This window comes from Brevibacterium metallidurans (assembly GCF_037101285.1).
Classification (GTDB): Bacteria; Actinomycetota; Actinomycetes; order Actinomycetales; family Brevibacteriaceae; genus Brevibacterium; species Brevibacterium metallidurans.
In genome coordinates this window covers 214,542-236,549 of the sequence record NZ_BAAAAF010000001.1, presented here as the reverse complement: position 1 = coordinate 236,549, position 22,008 = coordinate 214,542, and the positions used below count along the sequence as shown (strand labels likewise).

The 22,008-nt window shown below is 67.9% G+C and carries 18 protein-coding genes; 10 read left to right on the top strand and 8 right to left on the bottom strand.

The window, feature by feature from the left end:
- Nucleotides 1–120: 120 nt before the first annotated feature.
- From AACX88_RS01020 to AACX88_RS01010, 3 genes are read right to left on the bottom strand one after another with little or no spacing between them, the layout of a single operon-like run.
- A complete protein-coding gene (locus AACX88_RS01020; protein ID WP_082834895.1) occupies nucleotides 121–1,827 on the bottom strand; it encodes an ABC transporter permease in 1,707 nt (568 codons plus the stop codon).
- Complete coding sequence (locus AACX88_RS01015) at nucleotides 1,824–2,759, bottom strand: ABC transporter ATP-binding protein (protein ID WP_063249632.1); 936 nt, start codon at nucleotides 2,757–2,759, stop codon at nucleotides 1,824–1,826. The genes AACX88_RS01020 and AACX88_RS01015 overlap by 4 nt, the downstream gene beginning before the upstream one ends.
- The gene (locus AACX88_RS01010) at nucleotides 2,756–3,412 is read right to left on the bottom strand and encodes a TetR/AcrR family transcriptional regulator (protein ID WP_063249634.1); all 657 of its coding nucleotides are present in this window, start codon (nucleotides 3,410–3,412) and stop codon (nucleotides 2,756–2,758) included. Before AACX88_RS01010 ends, AACX88_RS01015 begins: the two co-directional genes overlap by 4 nt.
- Nucleotides 3,413–3,536: 124 nt before the next feature.
- Here AACX88_RS01010 and AACX88_RS01005 point away from each other — a divergent pair, with 124 nt between their 5' ends.
- Both AACX88_RS01005 and AACX88_RS01000 read left to right on the top strand, forming a co-directional pair.
- Nucleotides 3,537–3,878, top strand: coding sequence for an ArsR/SmtB family transcription factor (locus tag AACX88_RS01005; protein ID WP_063249636.1), 342 nt, complete (start codon nucleotides 3,537–3,539; stop codon nucleotides 3,876–3,878).
- A gap of 71 nt (nucleotides 3,879–3,949) precedes the next feature.
- On the top strand, nucleotides 3,950–4,438 hold the full coding sequence (locus AACX88_RS01000) for an SRPBCC family protein (RefSeq protein WP_063249638.1): 489 nt from the start codon (nucleotides 3,950–3,952) through the stop codon (nucleotides 4,436–4,438).
- Nucleotides 4,439–4,516: 78 nt separating this feature from the next.
- Here AACX88_RS01000 and AACX88_RS00995 read toward each other — a convergent pair whose 3' ends face one another.
- Complete coding sequence (locus AACX88_RS00995) at nucleotides 4,517–5,836, bottom strand: MFS transporter (protein ID WP_063249639.1); 1,320 nt, start codon at nucleotides 5,834–5,836, stop codon at nucleotides 4,517–4,519.
- 121 nt (nucleotides 5,837–5,957) lie between these two features.
- On the opposite strand from AACX88_RS00995, the gene AACX88_RS00990 reads away from it, so the two are divergent.
- Both AACX88_RS00990 and fbaA read left to right on the top strand, forming a co-directional pair.
- Entirely contained in the window at nucleotides 5,958–8,003 is a 2,046-nt protein-coding gene (locus AACX88_RS00990) for a BCCT family transporter (protein WP_339391241.1), read from the top strand.
- A 391-nt stretch (nucleotides 8,004–8,394) separates the two neighbouring features.
- Nucleotides 8,395–9,417, top strand: a complete 1,023-nt coding sequence (gene fbaA, locus AACX88_RS00985; RefSeq protein WP_339391240.1) for a class II fructose-bisphosphate aldolase — start codon at nucleotides 8,395–8,397, stop codon at nucleotides 9,415–9,417.
- Between the two features lie 215 nt (nucleotides 9,418–9,632).
- Here the strand turns inward: fbaA and modA are convergent, their stop codons facing one another.
- The 3 genes from modA to AACX88_RS00970 all read right to left on the bottom strand — a co-directional run bounded on the left by modA (nucleotide 9,633) and on the right by AACX88_RS00970 (nucleotide 13,049).
- Nucleotides 9,633–10,394, bottom strand: a complete 762-nt coding sequence (gene modA / locus AACX88_RS00980; RefSeq protein ID WP_339391239.1) for a molybdate ABC transporter substrate-binding protein — start codon at nucleotides 10,392–10,394, stop codon at nucleotides 9,633–9,635.
- 214 nt (nucleotides 10,395–10,608) lie between these two features.
- Nucleotides 10,609–11,088, bottom strand: a complete 480-nt coding sequence (locus AACX88_RS00975) for a hypothetical protein (RefSeq protein ID WP_339391238.1) — start codon at nucleotides 11,086–11,088, stop codon at nucleotides 10,609–10,611.
- 422 nt (nucleotides 11,089–11,510) lie between these two features.
- A complete protein-coding gene (locus AACX88_RS00970; protein WP_339391541.1) occupies nucleotides 11,511–13,049 on the bottom strand; it encodes an alanine/glycine:cation symporter family protein in 1,539 nt (512 codons plus the stop codon).
- 329 nt (nucleotides 13,050–13,378) lie between these two features.
- Here AACX88_RS00970 and AACX88_RS00965 point away from each other — a divergent pair, with 329 nt between their 5' ends.
- From AACX88_RS00965 to AACX88_RS00950, 4 genes are all read left to right on the top strand, one after another.
- Nucleotides 13,379–15,013 carry an ABC transporter substrate-binding protein gene (locus tag AACX88_RS00965; RefSeq protein WP_339391237.1) on the top strand — a complete coding sequence of 545 codons (1,635 nt, stop codon included), beginning with the start codon at nucleotides 13,379–13,381 and terminating at the stop codon, nucleotides 15,011–15,013.
- Between the two features lie 212 nt (nucleotides 15,014–15,225).
- Nucleotides 15,226–16,311 carry an ABC transporter permease gene (locus AACX88_RS00960; RefSeq protein ID WP_339391236.1) on the top strand — a complete coding sequence of 362 codons (1,086 nt, stop codon included), beginning with the start codon at nucleotides 15,226–15,228 and terminating at the stop codon, nucleotides 16,309–16,311.
- Nucleotides 16,311–17,363, top strand: coding sequence for an ABC transporter permease (locus tag AACX88_RS00955; RefSeq protein WP_339391235.1), 1,053 nt, complete (start codon nucleotides 16,311–16,313; stop codon nucleotides 17,361–17,363). Before AACX88_RS00960 ends, AACX88_RS00955 begins: the two co-directional genes overlap by 1 nt.
- Nucleotides 17,360–19,300, top strand: coding sequence for a dipeptide ABC transporter ATP-binding protein (locus tag AACX88_RS00950; protein ID WP_339391234.1), 1,941 nt, complete (start codon nucleotides 17,360–17,362; stop codon nucleotides 19,298–19,300). Before AACX88_RS00955 ends, AACX88_RS00950 begins: the two co-directional genes overlap by 4 nt.
- Before the next feature lie 276 nt (nucleotides 19,301–19,576).
- Here AACX88_RS00950 and AACX88_RS00945 read toward each other — a convergent pair whose 3' ends face one another.
- Entirely contained in the window at nucleotides 19,577–20,236 is a 660-nt protein-coding gene (locus AACX88_RS00945; protein ID WP_339391233.1) for a TetR/AcrR family transcriptional regulator, read from the bottom strand.
- Between the two features lie 140 nt (nucleotides 20,237–20,376).
- Here AACX88_RS00945 and AACX88_RS00940 point away from each other — a divergent pair, with 140 nt between their 5' ends.
- Nucleotides 20,377–21,030, top strand: a complete 654-nt coding sequence (locus AACX88_RS00940; RefSeq protein WP_339391232.1) for an NADPH-dependent FMN reductase — start codon at nucleotides 20,377–20,379, stop codon at nucleotides 21,028–21,030.
- Nucleotides 21,031–21,233: 203 nt separating this feature from the next.
- On the top strand, nucleotides 21,234–21,995 hold the full coding sequence (locus tag AACX88_RS00935) for a 3-hydroxyacyl-CoA dehydrogenase (protein WP_339391231.1): 762 nt from the start codon (nucleotides 21,234–21,236) through the stop codon (nucleotides 21,993–21,995).
- Nucleotides 21,996–22,008 lie beyond the last annotated feature (13 nt).

Sequence of the window (22,008 nt, the reverse complement as noted above, 5' to 3'; positions counted from 1 at the left end):
GCTGCGGTCCGCCCGGCGGGAGCCGAGGTCACCCCGCAGGAACGGAGACGGCCGCGGCGCGGGAGTGACTCCCGTGCCGCGGCAGGTCGTGCGCTGACGTGGCCTCTGCTCGGCGCAGTCCTACGCCGTGATGAGGTTGCGGCGGCGGAAGCCCGCCGCCCCGATCACTGTGAGGATGACGGCGGCCCCGGTGAGCCAGGCCATCGCGAGCGGTTCGAGATCGACCGAGGGGTACTGGCCGATGTGGACGAACAGCGAGAGGTCGAGGATCGCCTCGTCGAGGTCGAGCATCCCGCCGAAGAGCGCGAGCACGGCACCGAGGGCGAAGACGACCCACACGAGGCCCTGCAGCCGCGGCGCGAGACCGTAGAGGGCGTAGACGATCCCGAGCAGCACCCACACGGCCGGGGTCTGTGCGACGTGGCCGACGAACGACGGCCAGAGGAGGTCCCAGTCGCCGGTCGAGGCCGCGGCCCCGACACCCTCACCGAGGCCGGCGAGGCCCATGAGCAGCAGCGAGCCGAGGAAGGTCACCGCCGCCCACGCGAGCATCCAACCGGGACGGCTGACGCCGGTCGCGAGCACGGGCTCGGTGCGATAGGCCTGCTCCTCGCTCCGCAGCCCGGAGGCGGAGAGGATCGCGAAGACGGCGACGATGATCGTGAAGTAGAGCGCCATGTACCCGAGGTAGCCGTCGACGATGCCGTCGGCCCCGCCCATGATCGCGAGGATCTCCGGCGGCATGCCCTCGGCGCCCTCGGCCATCGGCGAGGTGAACGAGCCGAAGACGACGCCCATGGCGAGGATGCCGACCGACCACCAGATGAGGCTCGAGCGCTGCAGGCGCAGGGCGAGGGCGAACGGCGAGCTCAGCGCCTTCGAGGCCTCCGGCCGCCCGAGGCGATCGGGAAGGATGCCCGCGGCGAGGTCGCGCCGCGACTGGAGGGTGAGCGCGAGGGCGACGAGGAGGACGAAGAATCCTGCGCTCAGCCACAGCGGCCACCACCGGTCGAGGGTGAATGGCGCGGTCTGCTGCGCCCAGCCGAGCGGGGACAGCCACGACAGCCAGTCGAGGTCCCCGTCCTGGACGGCGGACATGTCGCCGAGGCCGCGGACGATGAAGAACGCGGCGAGGACGGCCCCGGCGATACCCGAACAGGCCCGGGCGAACGCGGAGAGCTGCGCGGTCACGGCCGCGACCCCGGCGAAGACGACGCCGACGGAGCCGACGCTGACGCCGAAGAGCAGCGCCGAGGAGAACGGGCGCGGCTCGGCCTGCGAGAAGTAGAACGCCGCGGCCATGCCGAGGCTCGTCAGAGCGCTCATGAGCACCGCGAGGACGAGGGCGGCGATGAGCTGCGTGTGCCGGCCGGTGACGTTGGCGCGGATGAGCTCGGCACGCCCCGTCTGCTCTTCGCTGCGGGTGTGGCGGGAGATCGTGAGGATCCCCATGAGGGCCGCGCCGAGCATGAGGAAGACGCCGTACATGCCGACGACGAACCGCGGCACCGTGATGTCGTCGAAGCCGTAGCCGGGGCCGGTGATGATGCCCATGACGGGGTTCTGCGCGAAGACCATCATCGACTCGAGGGAGGAGCCCTCGAGGACGACGGCGATGGCGTTGGCGAAGTACGCGGTCATCACGGTGAGACCGAGCACCCACAGGGGAAGCCGGAGGCGGTCACGACGGAGCATGAAGCGCAGCATCGTGCCCAGGCCCGAGAGGTTCGACCCCGATTCGGCCCGGTGGGCCGGATGGTCGCGGTGCGCGGGCGTGCGCTTGTCCGCACGAGGGTCGTCGGCGGCGAGCAGACGAGTGGTGGTCATGACTCCTCCGTTCCGTAGTGGCGCAGCAGCAGCTGCTCGAGCGTCGGCGGGGTGGCCGTGAGCGACTCGATGTCGTGTTCGCCGAGTGCCCGCATGATGCCGGGCAGCTGCGCGGTGTCGGCGCTGAAGTGCAGCTGGCGTCCCTCGCGGACGAGGTCGTGGACGCCGGACATCCTCGTCAGCTCGGGGATGTCCTTGACGACCTGCACGGTCACCGTCGTGCGCGAGAGGTGCCGGAGATCGGCGAGCGAACCGCTCTCGACGATCCTGCCCGCCCGGATGATCGAGACCCGGTCCGCGAGCGCCTCGACCTGGGCGAGGATGTGGCTCGAGAGGAGCACGGTGCGTCCCTGCTCCTTCGCCTCCCGGATGCACTCCTGGAAGACGGCCTCCATGAGCGGGTCGAGACCCGCCGTGGGCTCGTCGAGGAGGAGGAGCTCGACGTTCGAGGCGAGCGCGGAGATGAGCGCGACCTTCTGCCGGTTGCCCTTCGAATACGTCCGCCCCTTCTTCCTGGGATCGAGGTCGAAGCGCTCGATGAGCTCGTCGCGCCGGCGCTCGTCGACCCCGCCGCGCAGCCGCGAGAAGAGGTCGATCGCCTCCCCGCCGGTCAGACCCGGCCAGAGTTCGACATCGCCGGGAACGTAGGCGAGGCGCCGGTGCAGCGACACGGCCTGCGACCACGGATCCTCGCCGAGGAGGCGGACCCGTCCGCGGTCGTGGCGGAGGATCCCGAGGAGGATCCGGATCGTCGTCGACTTCCCGGCGCCGTTGGGGCCGAGGAATCCGTGGACCTCGCCACGGTCGACGGTGAGGTCGAGGCCGTCGAGGGCGCGCACGCGTCCGTAGCTCTTGACCACGTGGTCGAGTTCGATGGCCGCCGAGGAGGTGCCCGGTGAGCGGTCGCGCGCGGTCGTCGTCGTCATCGTCATGGTGTGTCATCTCCCTTGGTCGGAGTGTCGGGGTTCTGGTCGGGAACGGAGTCGAGGACGCCGTTCTGGTAGAGGTCGAGCAGGTGCGGGGCGATGCGGGTCATCGTCTCGGCGATGTCCCCGGTGCCGAGGTTGGACTCGAGGCGCTGTGCGAGCATCGCCGGGGCGAGCGCCATGACGGCGAGGGTGGCCGCCTGGCCGTGCGGGTCGTCGCTGCGTCGGAAGCTGTAGCCGGCGAAGCCGTCGGCGAGATAGGACTCGACGAGGTCGACGTAGTGGTCGAAGTAGCGCTGACCGTGGGGGCTGGGGTCGAGGAGCGATTTGAGGAGGTATTCGACGGCGGTCGTCATCACCGGGTCGTCGAACATCATCTGCATGGCCATCACCGCGTACTGGGCGTTCTCGGCCTTCTTCTCGGTGATGAGCGCGAAGACGTGGTCGTCGCACGCGGTGCGCAGCCCCTCCTTCGATCCGAAGTGGTGGATGACGAGTCCGGGGGAGACGCCGGCGGCCGCGGCGATCGCGCGCACCGTCGTCTTCGCGAACCCGTGGGCGGCGAACTCTCTGACGGCCGCGTCGAGGATCCTCTGCGCGGTCTCGGGAGACGAATTGGGGGAGCGGCCGGGCTCCTTCTGCGGGCTGGTTGAACGCATGTTTAATATTAAACGCATGTTCAATGATGCTGTCAACAGGGTCGCGGTGAATTCTTCTCAGGCGAGTCTCCCGCGCTCCCGGCCGGGGCCTTGACGTACAACCATTCGGTTGTAGGATGAGGTCATGACAGTCTCCGCCGACGCCCTCATCGACGATCGCACCGATGCGGTCTTCCAGGCGCTGGCGGACCGGACCAGGCGCGACATCGTGCGCCGGGTCGCGGTCGAGGGGCTGTCGGTGTCCGAGCTCGCGTCGTCCTACGACATGAGCTTCGCCGCGGTCCAGAAGCACGTCGCCGTGCTCGAGCGCGCGGGACTGGTGACCAAGGAACGCGTGGGCAGGTCGCAGGTGACCCGTGCCGACGTCGGTGCGATCCGGACCGTGCGCGACCTCCTCGGCGAACTCGAGGTCCAATGGCGGGGCCGCGTCGAGCGCATCGACGCCCTCCTCGCCGAGGATGCGTGAGCCCCGGACAGGCCGACCCGACCGGGTCGGTGTCGAGGCGACCGAGACGGTCGCAGGAGTGAGGAGACGCCATGCCCGTGACAGAGACCAGCCACGACGAGGACACGAAGACCCTGACGATGGTCGCCCGCTTCGCCGCCCCGCCCGAGAGGGTCTGGGACGTCTACGCCGACCCCCGTCAGCTCGAGCGGGTGTGGGGACCGCCGACCTATCCCGCCACCGTCGTCGACCACGCGCTCGAACCCGGTGGTCGGGTCACCTACTTCATGACGAGTCCCGAGGGGGAGAGGTACTACGGGCTGTGGGAGGTCACGGCCGTCGACGCGCCCCACAGCTTCGAGTTCACGGACTGGTTCGCCGACGAGTCCTTCACGATCGACGAGAACCTGCCCGGCAGCACGAACACCTACACGTTCACCCCGGACGGCGACGGCACGAAGGCCGTCTGCACCTCGGTCTTCGACAGCGTCGAAGGCCTGCGCACGGTCCTCGAGATGGGCGTGGTCGAAGGCGCGACGGAGGCGATCGGCCAGATCGACGACCTCCTCGCCCGCGGCTGATCAGCCGGTCCCCGGCCGTTCAGCCGATTCCGACGCCCGGTCAGCGGACCACGGGCACGGGGGCCCGCCTCGGCGGGGTCAGTCCTCCCTCATCGCCGCCATCGACATCTGCGGTGCCTCCGGTTTCACGGGGATGATGAGGAGGAGGCCCGCGATGAGGACGACGATGATGCCGAGCGTGCCGGCGCGCTGGAAGCCGAAGATCGAGATCGAGAGGGCGAACATGGCCGGGCCGAGGAAGCTCACGGCCCGGCCGGTCGTCGCGTAGAGGCCGAAGTTCTCTCCGGCGCGTTCGGGCGGGGTGATGCGGGCGAGGAACGACCGCGACGAGGACTGCACCGGTCCGACGCAGAAGCTGAGGACGAGGGCGCAGACCCAGAACACGGCCGCCTCGGCGGAGAAGAGGATGGGGATGCCGCCGAGGATGATGACGATGAGGCCTGCGATGATGACGGGTTTGGGGCCGAACCGGTCGTCGAAGAACCCGGCGATCATCGCGCCGGCCCCGGCGGCGACGTTCGCGGCGACCCCGAGGATGATGATCTCGGAGGCGGAGAAACCGTAGCTGCCGGCCGCGAGCACCCCGGCGAAGGCGAAGATCGCGGCGAGCCCGTCGCGGAAGACCGCGGAGGCGATGAAGAACCGCAGCGTCTGATGCTCGGTCCGCCACATCCGCACGAGGCGGCGGACGAGGGAGGCGTAGTCGGAGAGGAAGGCGCGGATCGGATGCCCCGCCGAGGTGCCCGTGGCCTTCGCGCCGGGTGCGGTGATGAGGACGGGGATCGCGAAGATCGCGAACCAGGCCGCCGAGAGGGCGGCGACGATGCGGAAGCGCAGCCCGCCCTCGTCGGTGGCGCCGAAGAGGCCGACCTCGGGTTGGATGACGAGGACGAGGAGGAGGACGAGGAGGACGAGGCCGCCCGCATACCCCATGCCCCAGCCGAAGCCGGAGACCTTCCCGACGTTGTCCGGGGTGCTGATGCGGACCATGATGCCGTTGTAGGCCACCTCGGCGAACTCGAAGAAGACGCTGCCCACGGCGATGAGGAGGAGGCCCAGCCAGAGGTAGGCGGGGGAGTCGCGGACGAAGAAGAGGCCGAACATCGTTGCGACGACGATTGCGGTGTGGACGCCGAGCCACAGCTTGTGCCGGCCGCCGGCGTCGGCGCGGGTGCCGACGGCGGGGGCGACGAGGGCGATGACGAGGCCCGCCGCGGCCAGCGACCAGCCGAGCGCGGACGATCCGGCCTCCTCCGTCGCGGCCACGCCCTTCGTCAGATACGGGGTGAAGACGAAAGTGATGATCACGGCATTGAACGACGCCGAACCCCAGTCCCACAGGGCCCAGCTGAAGACGCCTCGGCGTGAGCTGGACGGGGATCTCGGGTATGCGCGCATGACGTCACTGTACTGAACCGAACGGTCGGTTCATGGTCGCCACATGGGAATTCGGTTGATGTTTGCCCAGGATTACGGCAAGGTGGAAAGTCGTTTGGACGCACCCGATACGAAGGACCACATGACTGATTCCCAGGCGGACAAGACAGATTCGGCGGGCACTCCGCCGGGTGACGAGGAGCAGAACCACTATCTCTTCGGGGCACCCGATCCCGTCAGACTCCACCTGCCCGACAAGCTCCACATCGGCGAGGACGACTCGGACGAGGCGATCACGGAGAAGCTGCGCCGGCAGGGCGTGAAGATCGGCCGCGGCATGATCGCGCCGCGCGTCTTCTGGCCGGCGCTCATCGTCATCGTCGCCGTCGCCGTGCTCTCGATCGTCTTCCCGACCGGTGCCGGTGAGACCATCCTCGGCATCCAGTCGTGGATCGTCGCCGACCTCGGCTGGTACTACATGCTCGTCGTCGGAGCCTTCGTCGCCTTCGCGATCGTCGTCGGCGTGTCCAAGTACGGCAGGATCAAGCTCGGCAAGGACGACGACGAACCGGAGTTCGGCATCCTCTCGTGGTTCGCGATGCTCTTCGCCGCGGGCATGGGCATCGGCCTCGTCTTCTACGGCGTCGCCGAACCGCTCACCTTCGCCACCACCGGCGCCAAGCCCGGCTGGCCCGGCGGCGAGGTCGAGAACGCGCAACTGGGCATGGCCCAGACCTTCGTCCACTGGGGACTGCACCCGTGGGCGCTCTACGCGGTGCTCGGCATGGCGCTCGCCTACGCGATCCACCGGCGCGGTCGACCGCTTTCGATCCGCTGGGCTCTCGAACCGCTGCTCGGCCGCTACGTCAAGGGCTGGGCCGGCGACCTCATCGACATCATCGCGATCTTCGGCACGGTCTTCGGCATCGCCACCTCGCTCGGCCTCGGCGTGCAGCAGATCTCCGCGGGACTCGCCCACATCGGCCTCGTCGGGGAGTACGACAACCTCTTCCTCGTCATCCTCATCGTCATCATCACCCTGCTCGCCACGTTCTCCGTGGTCTCGGGTGTGGGTGCCGGCATCAAGTGGCTCTCGAACATCAACCTCTCGCTGGCGGGCCTCCTGCTCGTCACCGTGCTCGTGCTCGGTCCCACGCTCTTCCTCTTCCAGAACTTCGTCGAGTCCCTCGGCGTCTACCTCGCCAATGTGCTCGGCATGACCTTCGACATCGGCGCCTACACCGGTGAGGAGGGTGCCGCGTGGAACGCCTCGTGGACCCTGTTCTACTGGGGCTGGTGGATCTCGTGGGCACCGTTCGTCGGCGTCTTCATCGCCCGCATCTCGCGCGGCCGCACGGTCCGGGAGTTCATCGCCGGTGTCCTCCTCGTGCCCTCGCTCGTCGGGTTCTTCTGGTTCTCCGTCATGGGCGGAGCCGGCATCTACCGGCAGCTCTTCGGCGCGGGCGACCTCGTCGATCCCGAGGAGGGCGTCGTCGCCGAGCGTGTGCTCTTCGACGTCCTCGGCGGACTGCCGCTGGGCTCGGTGCTCTCGGTCATCGCGATCATCCTCGTGGCGATCTTCTTCATCACGTCCTCGGACTCGGGTTCGCTCGTCGTCGACATGCTCGCCTCGGGCGGTCACCCGAATCCGCCGATCTGGTCGCGTGTGCTCTGGGCTCTGCTCGAAGGTGCGCTGGCGATCGCCCTGCTCACCGCGGGCGGTCTCACGGCGCTGCAGGCGGGCTCGCTCATCACGGCGCTGCCGTTCAGCATCGTGCTCATCCTCGTGTGCGTCTCGACGCTCAAGGCGTTCGGCAAGGAGGCGAAGCGCACGGCTGCGATCGAGCGCGCCGCCGCCTACCGTGCGGTGGGCGAGCACCTCGCCGACGACTTCGACCAGTACCTCGGCGACATCGTCGACGAGCGCATCGACTACCAGATCACGCGCAGCCGCGGCCTCATCGAGCGCCAGCGCGACAAGGCAGCCCGTGGTGGTCGCGACGGTCGTGACAGCGGACCGGGTCGGGACCGTCACGACGGCGGGCCGGGCCGAGACGGCTCGCACCGGGACGGCTCAGGGCGCCGGGACGGCAAGGAGGGCAAGGGCCTCCGCGACGCCGCCTGGAAGCTCAACCCGCGCAAGGACTCCGACTCCCGCCGGGACTCCGAGGACCGCAAGGACAGGTAGGGTCCCTGCCCGCGGGCGGTGAGCACAGCCCGCTCCCAGCGCCGACGGCCGCGTGGATTCGTCCACGCGGCCGCCGGCGTCTGTGGTCGCTCGGGTCCCTCGGTCGCTCGGGTCCCTCGGTCGCTCGGGTCCCTCGCCCCTCGGCTCCTCGGCTCCCGAGGAGGATCCGATCCGAAACCGGCGCCGATGTCGAACCGAATCCTCCTCGGGAGGGCCGGGACGGTAGGCCGACCGGCAGGCTGCGACCGCCTCGGCGAGGGCGGGGATGCGGGGATCGGGGGTGCCGCCTCGGCGAGGACGGGTCGGAAGCGGCCCCATCCCGTGACCGGGGCGGGAGTGACCGAGTAGGCTGGAGGCACCTGACAGCGATCGCATCGACCAAGGAGCCCATATGCCCATTGCCAGCCCCGAAGTGTATGCCGAGATGATCGACCGGGCGAAGTCCCAGGGCTTCGCGTACCCGGCGATCAACTGCACGTCCTCGCAGACGATCAACGCCGCGATCCGCGGATTCGCCGAGGCGGGGTCGGACGGCATCGTCCAGCTCTCGACGGGTGGCGCCGAGTACATCTCCGGCCCGACGATCAAGGACCGGGTGCGCGGGGCGATCGCGTTCTCCGCCTTCGCCACCGAGGTGGCCAAGAGCTACGACGTCAACATCGCCCTCCACACCGACCACGCCCCCAAGGACGCCGTCGAGGCCTGGGTCAAGCCGCTGCTCGCGGCCTCGACCGAGCGCGTGAAGTCCGGTGGCGAACCCTACTTCCAGTCGCACATGTGGGACGGTTCGGCCGTGCCGCTCGACGAGAACCTCGTCCTCGCCGAGGAGCTCCTCGAGCTCGCGGCCGCCGCGAACGCGATCCTCGAGATCGAGGTCGGCGTCGTCGGCGGCGAGGAGGACGGCGTCGAGAACGAGATCAACGAACAGCTCTACACGACCGTCGAGGACGGGCTCGCCACGGTGCGCGCACTCGGCACCGGGGAGAAGGGCCGCTACCTTACGGCGCTGACCTTCGGCAACGTCCACGGCGTCTACAAGCCGGGCAACGTCAAGCTCCGTCCCGAGCTCCTCGGCGAGATCCAGGCCGCCGTCGGCAAGGAGGTCGGCAAGGACAAGCCGTTCGACCTCGTCTTCCACGGCGGTTCCGGATCGAGTGCCGAGGAGATCGCCGAGGCGGTCCGCCACGGAGTCGTGAAGATGAACGTCGACACCGACACCCAGTACGCCTTCACGCGTCCCGTCGCCGACCACATGTTCCGCCACTACGACGGCGTGCTCAAGGTCGACGGCGAGGTGGGCAACAAGAAGGAATACGATCCGCGTGCGTACGGCAAGGCCGCCGAGGCGGGCATGGCCGCGCGCGTCGTCGAGGCCTGCGAGAACCTCGGCTCGGCAGGCACGAGCGTGAAGTGATCTCCGGGCACTGAGCCTCGACGGGCCCCGCACTGCAGGTCAGCAGTGCGGGGCCCGCCGGCGTTCGGACGGTCTAACGCGAGTGGTCGCGGCGATGCGCCCGTGGGACGTCGTGGGCTGCCGAGCAGAGGACGCTCAGTGTCGATCACTGAGCTCGGAATCGACACTGCGCGTCCTGAAAGCGCGTGCCGGAACGTGGCTGTCGGCGCCCTGGCTCACGGGGTGGAGAAGCCGGCGTCCTTGAGCAGCTTGACCGCCGCATCGGACCGGAGGAACGTGACGAAGGCGTCAGCCTGCTCCTGGTTCTCGCTTGCCTTGACGGTCGCGGCCGGGTACTGGTTGACGACCTTGTCGGCCCCGTCGAGGTCGACCTGTTCGACCGAGCCGTCCGCGCGGGCTACATCGGTGACGTAGACGATCCCCGCGTCGGCCTGGCCCGCGCTCACCTTCCCGAGGACGTCGGTGACCGAGTTCTCCTCGCTCGCAGGGTCGAGGGTGACGTCGTTCTGCTTCGCCCACTTCTCTGTGGCGGCGCCGCACGGCACCTGCGGTGCGCAGACGACGAGGTCGTTGCCCGCGAAGTCCTTCGAGGTCCTGATGTTCTTCGGGTTGCCCGGGGCCACGGCGAGGGTGAGGGTGTTCGAGGCGAAGATCTCCGGGTCGCCTGCAAGAAGGCCGTCGCCGGCAAGCCCGTCCATCGTCTTCTCATCGGCGGTGGCGATGACGTCGGCGGGGGCGCCCTCGGTGATCTGCGAGACGAGGTCCGAGGATCCGGCGAAGGAGAACGTCACGTCGGTGTTCGGTTCGGTCTTCTTGAACTCGGTCGCGATCTCATCGAACACCTCGGTGAGCGAGGCGGCGGCGAACACGGTGAGGGTGGTCTTCTCGGCGGAATCGCCGGACGACGCTGAGCCTGTCGAGCAGGCGCTGAGGGTGAGCAGTGCGACGGTGCACAGAGCGACGATGCTTTTCTTCATAGGCCCAAGGTATCCGCAGATGCGGAGAAAAAGCACATTTCAGCCATCATCTGAGACTAAAATGGAAAGATTCTTCCATTGGGAGGACGTGCCGGGGCGGTCAGGCTGCTCCTGCGGCGTCGACACTCACTGGCCGACAGCAGCAGCTCGGCATCGACGCAATGCCGAGCGACTATCGGACCCTGAGTGTCGACTTTCGCTCGAAGATCGACACTCAGGGTCCAGAAATCGCATGTCGGCCGCGACGCAGCGCCGCAGTCACGCCGCTGGCGATGCCTCCGAGCACGGGTGCCGCGACGATCACGGCGAGGAGATAGAGAAGGAAGCTGTCGGCCTGGAAGTAGGTCGCGAAACCGCGAGAGTTCCCCGGATACCCGATCGCCCACTGCGCTTTGATGACGTAGTAGACAGTGACGGCAGACCCTCCCGCGATCAGGGTGTTGCCGATCCTGCCCCACGTGGGGGCCGGAATGAGCGCGGCGGCGACGAGCATGAGCGCCCACGACCACCAGGCATCGGTGACCGTGAGCCAACTGCTGTCGGCCGCCTGCAGTGAGCGGATCGAGATCATGCTCCAACACAGGCCGAGCCCCAGAGCGAGGCTCGCACCGAGGACGAGCGTGATCACCGATGAGTGGTCGCGGCGCGGTGCGCGATTCCGGCGAACTGCGGTGATATGTGATGTCGTGTCCATGCCCTCCATCACCTCACGCGGCATGTTGTCTCAGCGTCAATGAAAATCCATACGCCCAGACAACACACGGTCGGTGACGCTGAGTGTCGTGGACACTTCCAGGAGGAGAATCACCGTCATCGCCGGTCGAGCTGCAGGTGGGCGGTAGGCGGTGACGCCGAGGAGGTCGCGATGCAGGTGGGCGGTGGGAAGCGACGCCGAGGCGGTCGTGATGCAAGCGGGCGGTGGGCAGCGACGCCGAGGCGGTCGTGATCCCGGAGGCGCGCCTTGGAGGTTAGGCGACCGCAGCTGAATGGCACGAGGTCCGGGACGCCATTGTCCCGGACCTCGTCGTTCGTGCTGCCGCCCGGCCTCAGCCGCGCAGCCCTGGCCGCTCGGCCTCAACTGCGCAGCCTAAACCGCGCCGCCTCAGCCGTGCAGCCTCAGCCCTGCGGCACGTGCTCGCCGGCCTTCATCTTCGCCCAGCGCTCCTCCCAGAACGTCGCGTTCTTGATGCCGAGAGCCTGCGGATCGAACTCGGGGTCGAGTCCGAGCTTCTGCTGCCGCTCGAAGTCCCGCAGCAGCTTGAAGGCCGGCTGCTGGAGGATGAGGATGCCGACGATGTTCAGCCACGCCATGGCACCGACGCCGATGTCGCCGAGCGCCCACGCGTCGCTGGGGTTGTCGTTCATCACGCCGATGGCGACGGCGATGAGGATGAGCACCTGCAGGGCACGCGTGCCGATGGTCAGGTACATGGGGTTCTTCAGCTTGCCGAGCAGGTAGACGAGGTTCGTCTCCGCCATGTAGTAGTAGGCGACGATCGTCGTCAGCGCGAAGAGGAAGATCGATACGGCGATGAAGCTGCCGCCGATGCCCGGGATCATCGAGTCGAGACCCGACTGCGGCCATCCCTCACCCGGGGTCGTCTCGAGCGCCTCGGCGAGCTGTCCGCGACCGGAGCCGATGATCTCGCCCTCCGGGCTGAGCACCCGGTACATGCCGGTGGAGAGGATCATGAAGGCCGTGGCCGAGCAGACGAAGAGGGTGTCGATGTAGACCGAGCCGGCCTGGACGAGGCCCTGCTTGGTCGGGTGGGACACCTCGGCGGCGGCTGCGGCGTGAGGACCGGTGCCCTGACCGGCCTCGTTGGAGTAGATGCCGCGCTGGACGCCCCACTGGACGGCGAGGCCGATGATGCCGCCGAAGGCAGCCTCCGAGCTCGTGTCGATACCGAACGCGGACTTGAAGATCAGCTCGATGACGGGCACGATCTGGTCGGCGTTGATGAAGGTCACCGCGATCGCCGCGAGGATGTAGATGATCGCCATGAACGGCACGGCGAGCGAGGCGAAGTGGGCGATGCGCTTGACGCCGCCGATGACGATGAAGGCCATGATGACGACGAGGGCCAGTGCCGTGACCCAGGTGGGCAGGTTCCACGCGTTCGTCACCGCACCGCCGATGGCGCGCGACTGGACGCCGGGCAGGAGGAACGACATCGCGAGCACCGTGACGGCGGCGAAGATGAAGCCGTAGACCTTGAAGAACTTGCCGAAGCGGGTGAACTGGTAGGCCTTCTCGAGGTAGAAGGCGGGCCCGCCGCGGTACTCACCGGTCTTGGGGTCCTTCTCCTTGTACGTCTGGCCCAGGGTGGACTCGACGTAGGAGGTCGAGGCGCCGAGGAGGGCCGAGATCCACATCCACACGACGGCGCCGGGTCCGCCGAAGCCGATCGCGGTGGCCACGCCGGCGATGTTGCCGACGCCGACGCGTCCGGCCAGGGACATCGAGAGCGCCTGGAACGAGGACACGCCGTCCTCGGAGCTCTTGCCGCGGAACATCTGGGTGAAGATCGACTTGATCTTGCGGATCTGGACGGCACGCGACCGGATCGTGAAGTAGACGCCTGCGCCGAGGCAGAGGTAGACAAGCCAAGAGGACCAGATGATCCCGTTGAGCCATTCGATGACTGCGGACACGTTGTTCCAATCGTTCGTTCGTTCGTGGATTCCCGGCTGCGCGACGACCTGCGAGTCCGACTGCTCGGACACCGATCGTGAGGCACCCACTCCAAGAGGAAGTTGTGGCTTGCCTGTGAGCCACCTCATAAGTGAAGCCGATTGTGAGCTGGGACGCAAATTCGCCGGTGAGGCCCGCCGATCCGCGGAAGTCGAGGTTGCGAAACGGTTTCAGAATCAACCATCTTCTGTGGTCTGGTTCACTATCTGGGACGGAATCCGTATGATGTGATCCGGATCTCTCCGAGCAAAGACGACACGGAGAGCACTTGTGAAAGAACAGGAACACGATGAAACGTCGAACTGGCATCAAGGCCGCTGCCATCGCTGCGGCCGGCGCTCTGCTTCTCTCGGCATGCTCGACCTCGACCACCGGCGGTGGAGGCGGCGGCGAGGACGGGGGCATGCTCACGGTGGGCACCACCGACAAGGTGACGAAGCTCGACCCGGCGGGCGCCTACGACAACGGCACCTCGTTCGTCGAACAGCAGGTCTACCCGTTCATCCTCGCCTACAAGCCCGGCACCGCCGAGCTCAACCCGTCGATCGCGGAGTCCGCGGACTTCACGGAGCCGAAGAAGTACGAGGTCAAACTCAAGGACGGCCTCAAGTACGCCAACGGCAACGAACTGACCTCCTCGGATGTGAAGTTCTCCTTCGACCGGCAGATCAAGATCCAGGATCCGAACGGACCGTCGTCCCTCCTCGGCGGGCTCGAATCGGTCGAGACCCCCGACGATCAGACGGTCGTGTTCAACCTCAAGCGGGAGAACGACCAGACCTGGCCGGGCGTGCTCGCCTCGGCGGCGGGACCGATCGTCGATGAGGACGTCTTCTCCCCGGACAAGCTCACCCCGGACCAGGAGATCGTCGACGGCAAGGCGTTCGCCGGGCCGTACACGATCGACGGCTTCAAGTTCAACGAGCTGCTCACGTACAAGGCGTACCCGGACTACCAGGGCTACCTGGAGCCGGCGAAGACCGACACGGTGCAGATGAAGTACTACTCGGACGCGAACAACATGAAGCTCGACGTCGAGAAGGGCACGATCGACGTGGCCTGGCGTTCGCTGTCTGCCACCGACATCGAGGACCTCGGCAAGAACAAGGACCTTACTGTCCACAAGGGTCCCGGCGGCGAGATCCGCTACATCGTCTACAACATGGATACGATGCCCTTCGGCGCGAAGACCGACGACCCGGACGAGAAGAAGGCGCTGGCCGTGCGTCAGGCGATGGCCGATTCGGTCGACCGCCAGGCGATCGCGAAGCAGGTCTACAAGGACACGTACACCCCGCTGTACTCCTTCGTCCCCGACGGACTGCCCGGCGCGAACGAATCGCTGAAGTCCGCGTACGGCGACGGTCAGGGCGGTGCCGACGTCGAGAAGGCGAAGAAGGCGCTCGAAGACGCCGGCGTGCAGACCCCGGTCGACCTCAACCTCCAGTACAACCCCGATCACTACGGTCCGTCCTCCGGTGAGGAGTACGCGCTGATCAAGGACCAGCTGGACAAGACCGGACTGTTCAAGGTCAACCTCCAGTCGACCGAATGGGTGCAGTACTCGAAGGACCGCACCGCCGACGTCTACCCGATGTACCAGCTCGGCTGGTTCCCCGACTACTCGGACGCCGACAACTACCTGGTGCCGTTCTTCTACGACACGGATGAGACGCCGAGCTTCCTCGGCAACCACTTCCGTGACGACAAGATCAACAAGGAGCTGACCGACCAGGCGTCGATCGCCGACAAGGGCGAACGCGCGAAGGCGATCGAGACCCTGCAGAACCAGCTGGCCGAGGAACTGCCGACGCTGCCGCTGCTCCAGGGCAATCAGATCGCGGTCGCCGGCAAGGACGTCAAGGGTGTCTCGGAGACCCTCGACCCCGCGTTCCAGTTCCGTCTGGCGCTGCTGAGCAAGTGAGCGCACACAGGCTTGTGACCCCGACCGGTGCACCGGTCGAGGCCCAGCCGAGGCGATCAGCCAGCTGACCGCCGACACGAGGTGCAGGTGAGCGATCACCTGCACCTCGTGGTGCGTGCGCACCCCGCGGTCGGGACGCCCACCGAGCCCGGTGAGCCGTCCCGGACGCTGCCGTGCGGGCGCGAACCCCAGAGACGACACCTGAAGGAACCATGTCTGCAGCCATCAGCCAACCCGAGGCGGCCGAACCGACCGCCGCGGTGAAGAAGTCCTCGGGAGGCGGTCTGGGACGCTACGTCCTCATCCGCTTCCTCCTCATCATTCCGACCATCTTCATTCTCACCACCCTGGTGTTCTTCCTCATGAGGATCACCGGCGACCCGATCACCGCCGCCCTCGGCGGCCGGCTCACCCAGGCCCAGCTCGCCGAACGCGTCCACGCCGCAGGCTACGACCGGCCCATCCTCGTCCAGTACTTCGAGTACATGGGCAATCTTCTCCGCGGCGACTTCGGCACCACGGTCTCCGACGGCCGACCCGTCACCGAGGTGATCCTCAACTACGGTGCGGCCACCGTCGAACTCGTCTTCTACGCCCTCATCGTCGCTTTCATCATCGGCATCCCGCTGGGCATGCTCGCCGCCTACAAGCGCGACAAGGCCCCCGATGCGGCGCTGCGCATCCTCGCGATCCTCGGCTATGCGACGCCCGTGTTCTTCGCCGGCATGATCCTCAAACTCATCTTCGGCGTTTACTTCCCGATCCTCCCGGTCGCCGGCCGCGGCACGACGGAGACGGAGTACATCATGTCCGGCGTCGTCAACCCGACCCGGCTCTACATCGTCGACGCGATCCGCATCGGCAACATCGAGGTCCTCGGCGACGTCCTCGCCCACGCGGTGCTCCCGGCGATCGCGCTCGGCATCCTCACCGCCGGCGTCTTCCTCCGCCTCGTGCGCACGAACCTCATCGGCACGCTCGGCCAGCAGTACATCGACTCCGGCCGCTCACGCGGGATCTCCGAGTTCCGCCTCGTGACCAAGCACGCCTACCGGCCGGCGCTCATCCCGATCATCACGGTCATGGGCATGCAGATCGCCCTCATGCTCGCCGGGGCGGTGCTCACGGAGACGACGTTCGAGTGGAAGGGCATCGGCTTCAAACTCGCCGAGTACCTCACCGCCCGCGACTTCGTCGCCGTCCAGGGCATCGTCGTCTTCCTCGCCGTCATCGTGGCGTTCACGAACTTCTTGGTCGACGTCATCGCCGCCTTCATCGACCCCCGAGTGAGGTACTGATGTCCGAGAACACTGAGACTCCCACCCAGGACTTCGCCGAGGCGGCCCCTGGTTCAGGTGTGCCCGCCGTGGTGCTCGACGAGAAGGCGAAGAAGTCGTGGTTCTCGCGGCTGCCCATCGTCTCCCACCTGCGCCAGTCCGTCGGCCTGCAGCGCGGCATGCTCATCACCGGGCTCGTGCTCTGCGGGATCGTGCTCATCTGCGCGATCTTCGCTCCGCTCATCGCCCCCTACGGCTTCAACCAGCTCGGCACCTCGGATGGGAACTTCGGGGCCACCCAGCCCCCGAGCGCAGAGCACATCTGGGGCACCACGGTCGGCGGCTACGATGTCTTCTCCCGCGTCGTGTGGGGTGCGCAGACCGCGATCGCCGTCATCGTCGTCGCCGTCGTCGCCTCCCTCTTCGCCGGGGTCATCCTCGGCCTCATCTCCGGCTACCTCGGCGGCTGGCTCGACCGGATCCTCGTCGTCATCGCCGACGCCGTCTACGCGTTCCCGACCCTGCTGCTCGCGATCGTCATGGCGATCGCGATCTCCGGGGGGCGCTCGAGCGCGTGGGGCGGCATCGCGGCGGCGGCGTTCTCGATCACGGTCGTCTTCATCCCGCAGTACTTCCGCGTCGTGCGCGCGGAGACGCTGCGGCTCAAGGCCGAACCGTTCGTCGAATCGGCGATCGTCCTCGGCGCCTCGAAGACCCGGATCATCGGCAAGCACATCTTCCGCAATGCCACGCGCACCCTGCCGCTGATCTTCACCCTCAACTCCTCCGAGGCGATCCTCACCCTCGCCGGACTCGGGTTCCTGGGCTTCGGCATCGAACCCACCTCGGCGGCGGAATGGGGCTACGACCTCAACAAGGCACTGCCGGACGTGACCAGCGGCGTGTGGTGGACCTCGGTGTTCCCGGGGCTCGCGATCGTCCTCACCGTCCTCGGCATCACGCTGGTCGGGGAGTCGATGAACGACCTCAACGACCCGCGTCTGCGCGTGCGCAGGAAGGCGAAGACGAAGGCCGGCGCCGCGGGCGCCAGGGACAGGAAGGCTGCGGCATGAGCGCATCGACGAATCCTCAGGCTGACGATATGAGCGCCGAGGTGGGGTCCACGGAGACCCGGCCCGCCGGGGCCTCCGATGGCCAGGCCGGGCCCGCTGGGGCCGGCGACGACCGGGTGGGGCGCGATTCCACGGGGTCGGGCCCGATCCTCGAGGTCGACAACCTCGACGTGACGTTCTCCACCGACGCCGGTGAGGTCCACGCCGTCAAGGAGGTCAGCCTGTCCGTGCGGCCGGGCGAAGTGCTCGCGATCGTCGGCGAATCCGGTTCGGGCAAGACCGTGACCGCGCGCAGCATCCTCGGGCTCCTCCCGGAGACCGCGCAGCGCGGCGGGGCCGTCATGCTCTCGGGCAAGAACGTCCTCACCGTCTCCGCCGAGCAGCTGCGGCACATGCGCGGCTCGGACGTGGCGATGGTCTTCCAGGAACCCTCGACCGCGCTCAACCCCGTCTTCACCGTCGGCTGGCAGATCGCCGAGGGACTGCGCGCCCACCATCCGAAGGCGAGCAGGTCCGAGCTCAAGGACAAGGTCGTCGCGGCGATGGAGCAGGTCGGCATTCCCGATGCGAAGAACCGGTTCGACTACTATCCGCACCAGTTCTCCGGTGGGCAGAAGCAGCGCATCGTCATCGCCATGGCACTCGCGCTCGGGGCAAAGCTCATCGTCGCCGACGAGCCGACGACCGCGCTCGACGTCACCGTGCAGGCCGAGATCCTCGACCTGCTCCGTGACCTGCGTGACCGGACCGGCACGGCGATCGTCCTCATCACCCACAACATGGGCGTCGTCGCCGACCTCGCCGACCGGGTGGCCGTGATGTACCGCGGGGACCTCATCGAGGTCTCGCCCGTGGGCACCCTCTTCAGCGATCCCAAAGAGCAGTACACGAAGGACCTGCTCGCGGCCGTGCCCAAACTCGGCTCGACCGTCGCCGGCAGCCGGAAAGCCGCCGCGGCATCGTCTGCGGCGTCGTCTGCCGCATCGCCCGCGGCGGGGGAGGCCGGCGAGGCTGCATCCGTCGAGGACGCGAACCGGGCGACCGCCTCGGCGAGGGACACGAACGACGCGGCGCGGGCTGCGGACCGGGCGACCGCCTCGGCGAGGGAAGCCGTCGTCGTCGCGAACGGACTCGACATCGTCTACCCGGGCGGGCTCGGACGGCCGGACTTCCACGCGGTGAAGTCGGTGAGCTTCGAGATCAAGGCGGGCGAGGTCTACGGGCTGGTCGGCGAATCGGGCTCGGGCAAGACGACGATCGGCCGTGCCATTGCGGGCCTGACCAGGGCCAGCGGCGGCAGCCTGTCTGTGCTCGGGCACGAGATGGTCGGATTCAAGGAGCGGTCGTTCCGGTCGATCCGCAAGCGCATCGGGTTCGTCTTCCAGGATCCGGCGGCGTCGTTCAACCCGCACCTGACGATCGGCGAGTGCATCGCCGAGCCCTTCGCGATCCATCGGCTGGAGATGAGTGCGCGCGACCGGCAGACGCGGGTGCTCGAACTGCTCGACTCGGTGCAGCTGCCGGCCGAATACGCCGGGCGGTACCCGCACGAGCTCTCGGGCGGGCAGCGGCAGAGGGCGTCACTGGCGCGTGGGCTCGCGCTCGATCCGGAGCTGCTCATCGCCGACGAGCCGACCTCGGCGCTCGACGTCTCGGTGCAGGCGAAGGTGCTCGAGCTCTTCGTCGAGCTGCAGAACCGCTTCGACTTCGCGGCGCTGTTCATCAGCCACGACCTCGCCGTCGTCGACATGCTCTCCGATCGCATCGGCGTGCTCTTCCACGGCAGGCTGCTTGAAGAGGGCACGGGTGAGCAGGTGCTCGGGGCGCCGAGCAACGCCTACACGAAGCGGCTCATCGCCTCCCTGCCCGTGCCCGACCCGGTCGAGCAGGCGAAGCGGCGCGAACTCGCCCGGGAGCTGCGCGCCGCCGCAGGGTGACCTCCCGCAAACTCGACCCGACGTCGCAAATGGGATGCGGCGCCGGGTCGAGTTTGCGACGTCGGGTGAAGTGAGCGGCTACTTGCCCGGCAGCTGCGCGCGTCGTGCCGAGACGCGGGCAACCCTTCGGGCGCTCGGCAACCTCCCGGGCACCTGCCTGATGAGCCGGCAACCTTCCGGGCACCTGCCTGATGAGCCGGCAACCTTCCGGGCGCTGAGCAACCCTGCGCAGGGTTGCTCAGCGCCCGGAAGGTGGCTGAGAGGAATGTGACGGGGCTACTTGCCCTCGGCGATGAAGTCGAGCATGCCCGCCTCGTTGACGGGCAGGGCGAGCAGGCGGTCGAGTTCGGCAGCATCGGCGTCGATGCCGACGATGCGCATCGCGTAGAGGGTGAACTCGCGCTCGATCTGGTCGGATTCGAGTTCGCCGCCGGGACGGAACCAGATCGACAGCGAATTGCAGATCGAGAGGATCGCCCGCGTCGCCAGCTGTGCGTGGCCGACCCGGAACACACCCGAGGCGATGCCGGCCTCGATGATGTCCCCGAGGACGGCGCGGGCCTCGCGCTGCAGCGTCTTGATCCGGGCCGCATTCTCGCCGTCGAGGCGTTCGGTGTCGCGCAGCAGCACCGTGGACACGGAGACGTTGGCCATCCGATACCGGGAGAGGTAGCGGACGGACACGGCGAGCTGGTCGACGGGATCGTCGCCCACCTCGGCGACGACGGCGCGCGAGTGGTCGATGTACCACGTGTACGCGGTGTGGACGAGCTCGTAGAGCGCTTCCTGCTTCGACGGGAAGTAGTAGTAGAGGGCCGAGAGGCTCAGCCCGGCCGCCTGCGCGATGTCGCGGATCGAGGCGCCGTCGAAGCCCTTCGTCGCGAACGTGTCCCGAGCTGAGCGGAGGATGTTGTTGCGCCCGTTCGTCGCTCTCACGGTGACCTCACTCCACAATCGTCGGGGATCGAACATTCTTTCACTTGCCCCTCGACGATACCGCAGATCGACGGTGTGGTGAGCGTCACCCCACCGAGGCGGAATGATCAAAGATTCAATCAGGTTGGCACGAATGTGCCATGCGGCGAAGCACCGCGGGCACCCGCACGGCCGACGATGAGGATCGTCGGCGCACCGACACCGAACGAAGGACGCATATGCTCAACATCGCGATCATCCCCGGCACCTCCCGCCCCCAGGCCCTCAACCCCCAGATCGTCTCGTGGGTGGAGGCGCAGCTGGCCGGGCGTGACGACATCCGCGCCGAGGTGGTCGACTTCGGCGAGTTCGACCTGCCCCTCCTCGACGAGGTCGTTCCCGCCGGCGCGAAGATGTACCAGAACGCCCACACCAAGGCGTGGGGCGCGAAGCTCGACGAGTTCGACGCGTTCATCTTCGTCACCCCCGAGTACAACCACTCGATCTCCGGGTCACTGAAGAACGCCCTCGACTTCGTCGCCACCGAGTTCAACCACAAGGTCGCCGGCATCGTCAACTACGGTGCCGACAAGGGTGTGCGCGCCGCCGAGCACCTGCGCCACATCCTCGCCAACTACAAGGTCGCCGTCGTCCGCGACCAGGCCTCCTTCAGCATCTTCACCGACGTCACCGACGGTGCCTTCACCCCCACCGAGGTGTCCGCCGCCCCGTTCGCCTCGATGGTCGACGACCTCGTCGCCTGGGGCGGAGCCCTCAAGGGCGTGCGCGAAGGCTCCGAGGCCGTCACCGTCTGATCTGACACTCCGCGCCCGTCGCGCGCCGATCGATCCCAGCCCGTCTGCCTCCTCGGCAGGCGGGCTGCGTCGTGTCCGCGCCGCTCGCTCACCCGCTGTGATCTGGGCGACACCCCTGCGATAGAGTCATGCCAGTGAACGATCGCTCAGCGCTGCGCCCACCTCGGCGCCCCTGACCGAGACCCTCGAAGCGAAGGACACCCATGGAACTCACCGACACCGTCGCCCTCGTCACCGGCGGAGCCTCCGGGCTCGGCCGCGCCACCACCGAACGCCTGCTGTCAGCCGGTGCCCAGGTCGTCATGGTCGACCTCAACGCCGAGGTGGGGGAGCAGGTGGCCTCCGAACTCGGCGACCGGGCGCACTTCGTCGCAGCCGACGTCACCGACGAAGCCCAGGTCCAGGCCGCCGTCGACACTGCCACGGGCCTCGGCGCCCTGCGCGTCGTCGTCAACTGTGCGGGCGTCGCGACGCCGGGCAAGCTCGTGTCGAAGAAGGGCCCGCTGCCCCTCGAGGCGTTCACCAAGGTCATGGCGATCAACGTCGTCGGCACGATCAACGTCTGCCGCCTCGCCGCCGCCGCGATGCAGCAGGAAGAGCCCGTGGGCGAGGAGCGCGGCGTCATCGTCAACACCGCCTCGGTCGCGGCCTTCGACGGTCAGATCGGCCAGATCGCCTACTCGGCGTCGAAGGGCGCGGTGGCCGCAGTGACCCTGCCGATGGCCCGCGAGCTCGCCGCCTCCCTCATCCGCGTCGTCACGATCGCCCCCGGCATCTTCGAGACCCCGATGATGGCCGGCCTGCCCGCCGAGGCGCAGGAATCCCTCGGTAAGTCCGTGCCCCATCCGGCCCGGCTGGGCAAGCCTGCCGAGTACGCGCAGCTCGTCGAGTCGATCGTGGCCAACCCCATGCTCAACGGGGAGACGATCCGCCTCGACGGCGCGATCCGCATGGCCCCGAAGTGAGCTGAGCCGGCCG

Bases quoted from the DNA above. Each gene is read 5' to 3' on its own strand.
- AACX88_RS00975 (WP_339391238.1), bottom strand. From the start codon at position 11,088: ATGGACACGACATCACATATCACCGCAGTTCGCCGGAATCGCGCACCG.
- AACX88_RS01015 (WP_063249632.1), bottom strand. From the start codon at position 2,759: ATGACGATGACGACGACGACCGCGCGCGACCGCTCACCGGGCACCTCC.
- AACX88_RS01005 (WP_063249636.1), top strand. From the start codon at position 3,537: ATGACAGTCTCCGCCGACGCCCTCATCGACGATCGCACCGATGCGGTC.
- AACX88_RS00955 (WP_339391235.1), top strand. From the start codon at position 16,311: ATGTCCGAGAACACTGAGACTCCCACCCAGGACTTCGCCGAGGCGGCC.
- AACX88_RS00995 (WP_063249639.1), bottom strand. From the start codon at position 5,836: ATGCGCGCATACCCGAGATCCCCGTCCAGCTCACGCCGAGGCGTCTTC.
- AACX88_RS01000 (WP_063249638.1), top strand. From the start codon at position 3,950: ATGCCCGTGACAGAGACCAGCCACGACGAGGACACGAAGACCCTGACG.
- AACX88_RS00940 (WP_339391232.1), top strand. From the start codon at position 20,377: ATGCGGCGAAGCACCGCGGGCACCCGCACGGCCGACGATGAGGATCGT.
- AACX88_RS01020 (WP_082834895.1), bottom strand. From the start codon at position 1,827: ATGACCACCACTCGTCTGCTCGCCGCCGACGACCCTCGTGCGGACAAG.
- AACX88_RS00965 (WP_339391237.1), top strand. From the start codon at position 13,379: ATGAAACGTCGAACTGGCATCAAGGCCGCTGCCATCGCTGCGGCCGGC.
- AACX88_RS00935 (WP_339391231.1), top strand. From the start codon at position 21,234: ATGGAACTCACCGACACCGTCGCCCTCGTCACCGGCGGAGCCTCCGGG.
- AACX88_RS00950 (WP_339391234.1), top strand. From the start codon at position 17,360: ATGAGCGCATCGACGAATCCTCAGGCTGACGATATGAGCGCCGAGGTG.
- AACX88_RS01010 (WP_063249634.1), bottom strand. From the start codon at position 3,412: ATGCGTTCAACCAGCCCGCAGAAGGAGCCCGGCCGCTCCCCCAATTCG.
- AACX88_RS00960 (WP_339391236.1), top strand. From the start codon at position 15,226: ATGTCTGCAGCCATCAGCCAACCCGAGGCGGCCGAACCGACCGCCGCG.
- AACX88_RS00990 (WP_339391241.1), top strand. From the start codon at position 5,958: ATGACTGATTCCCAGGCGGACAAGACAGATTCGGCGGGCACTCCGCCG.
- fbaA (WP_339391240.1), top strand. From the start codon at position 8,395: ATGCCCATTGCCAGCCCCGAAGTGTATGCCGAGATGATCGACCGGGCG.
- modA (WP_339391239.1), bottom strand. From the start codon at position 10,394: ATGAAGAAAAGCATCGTCGCTCTGTGCACCGTCGCACTGCTCACCCTC.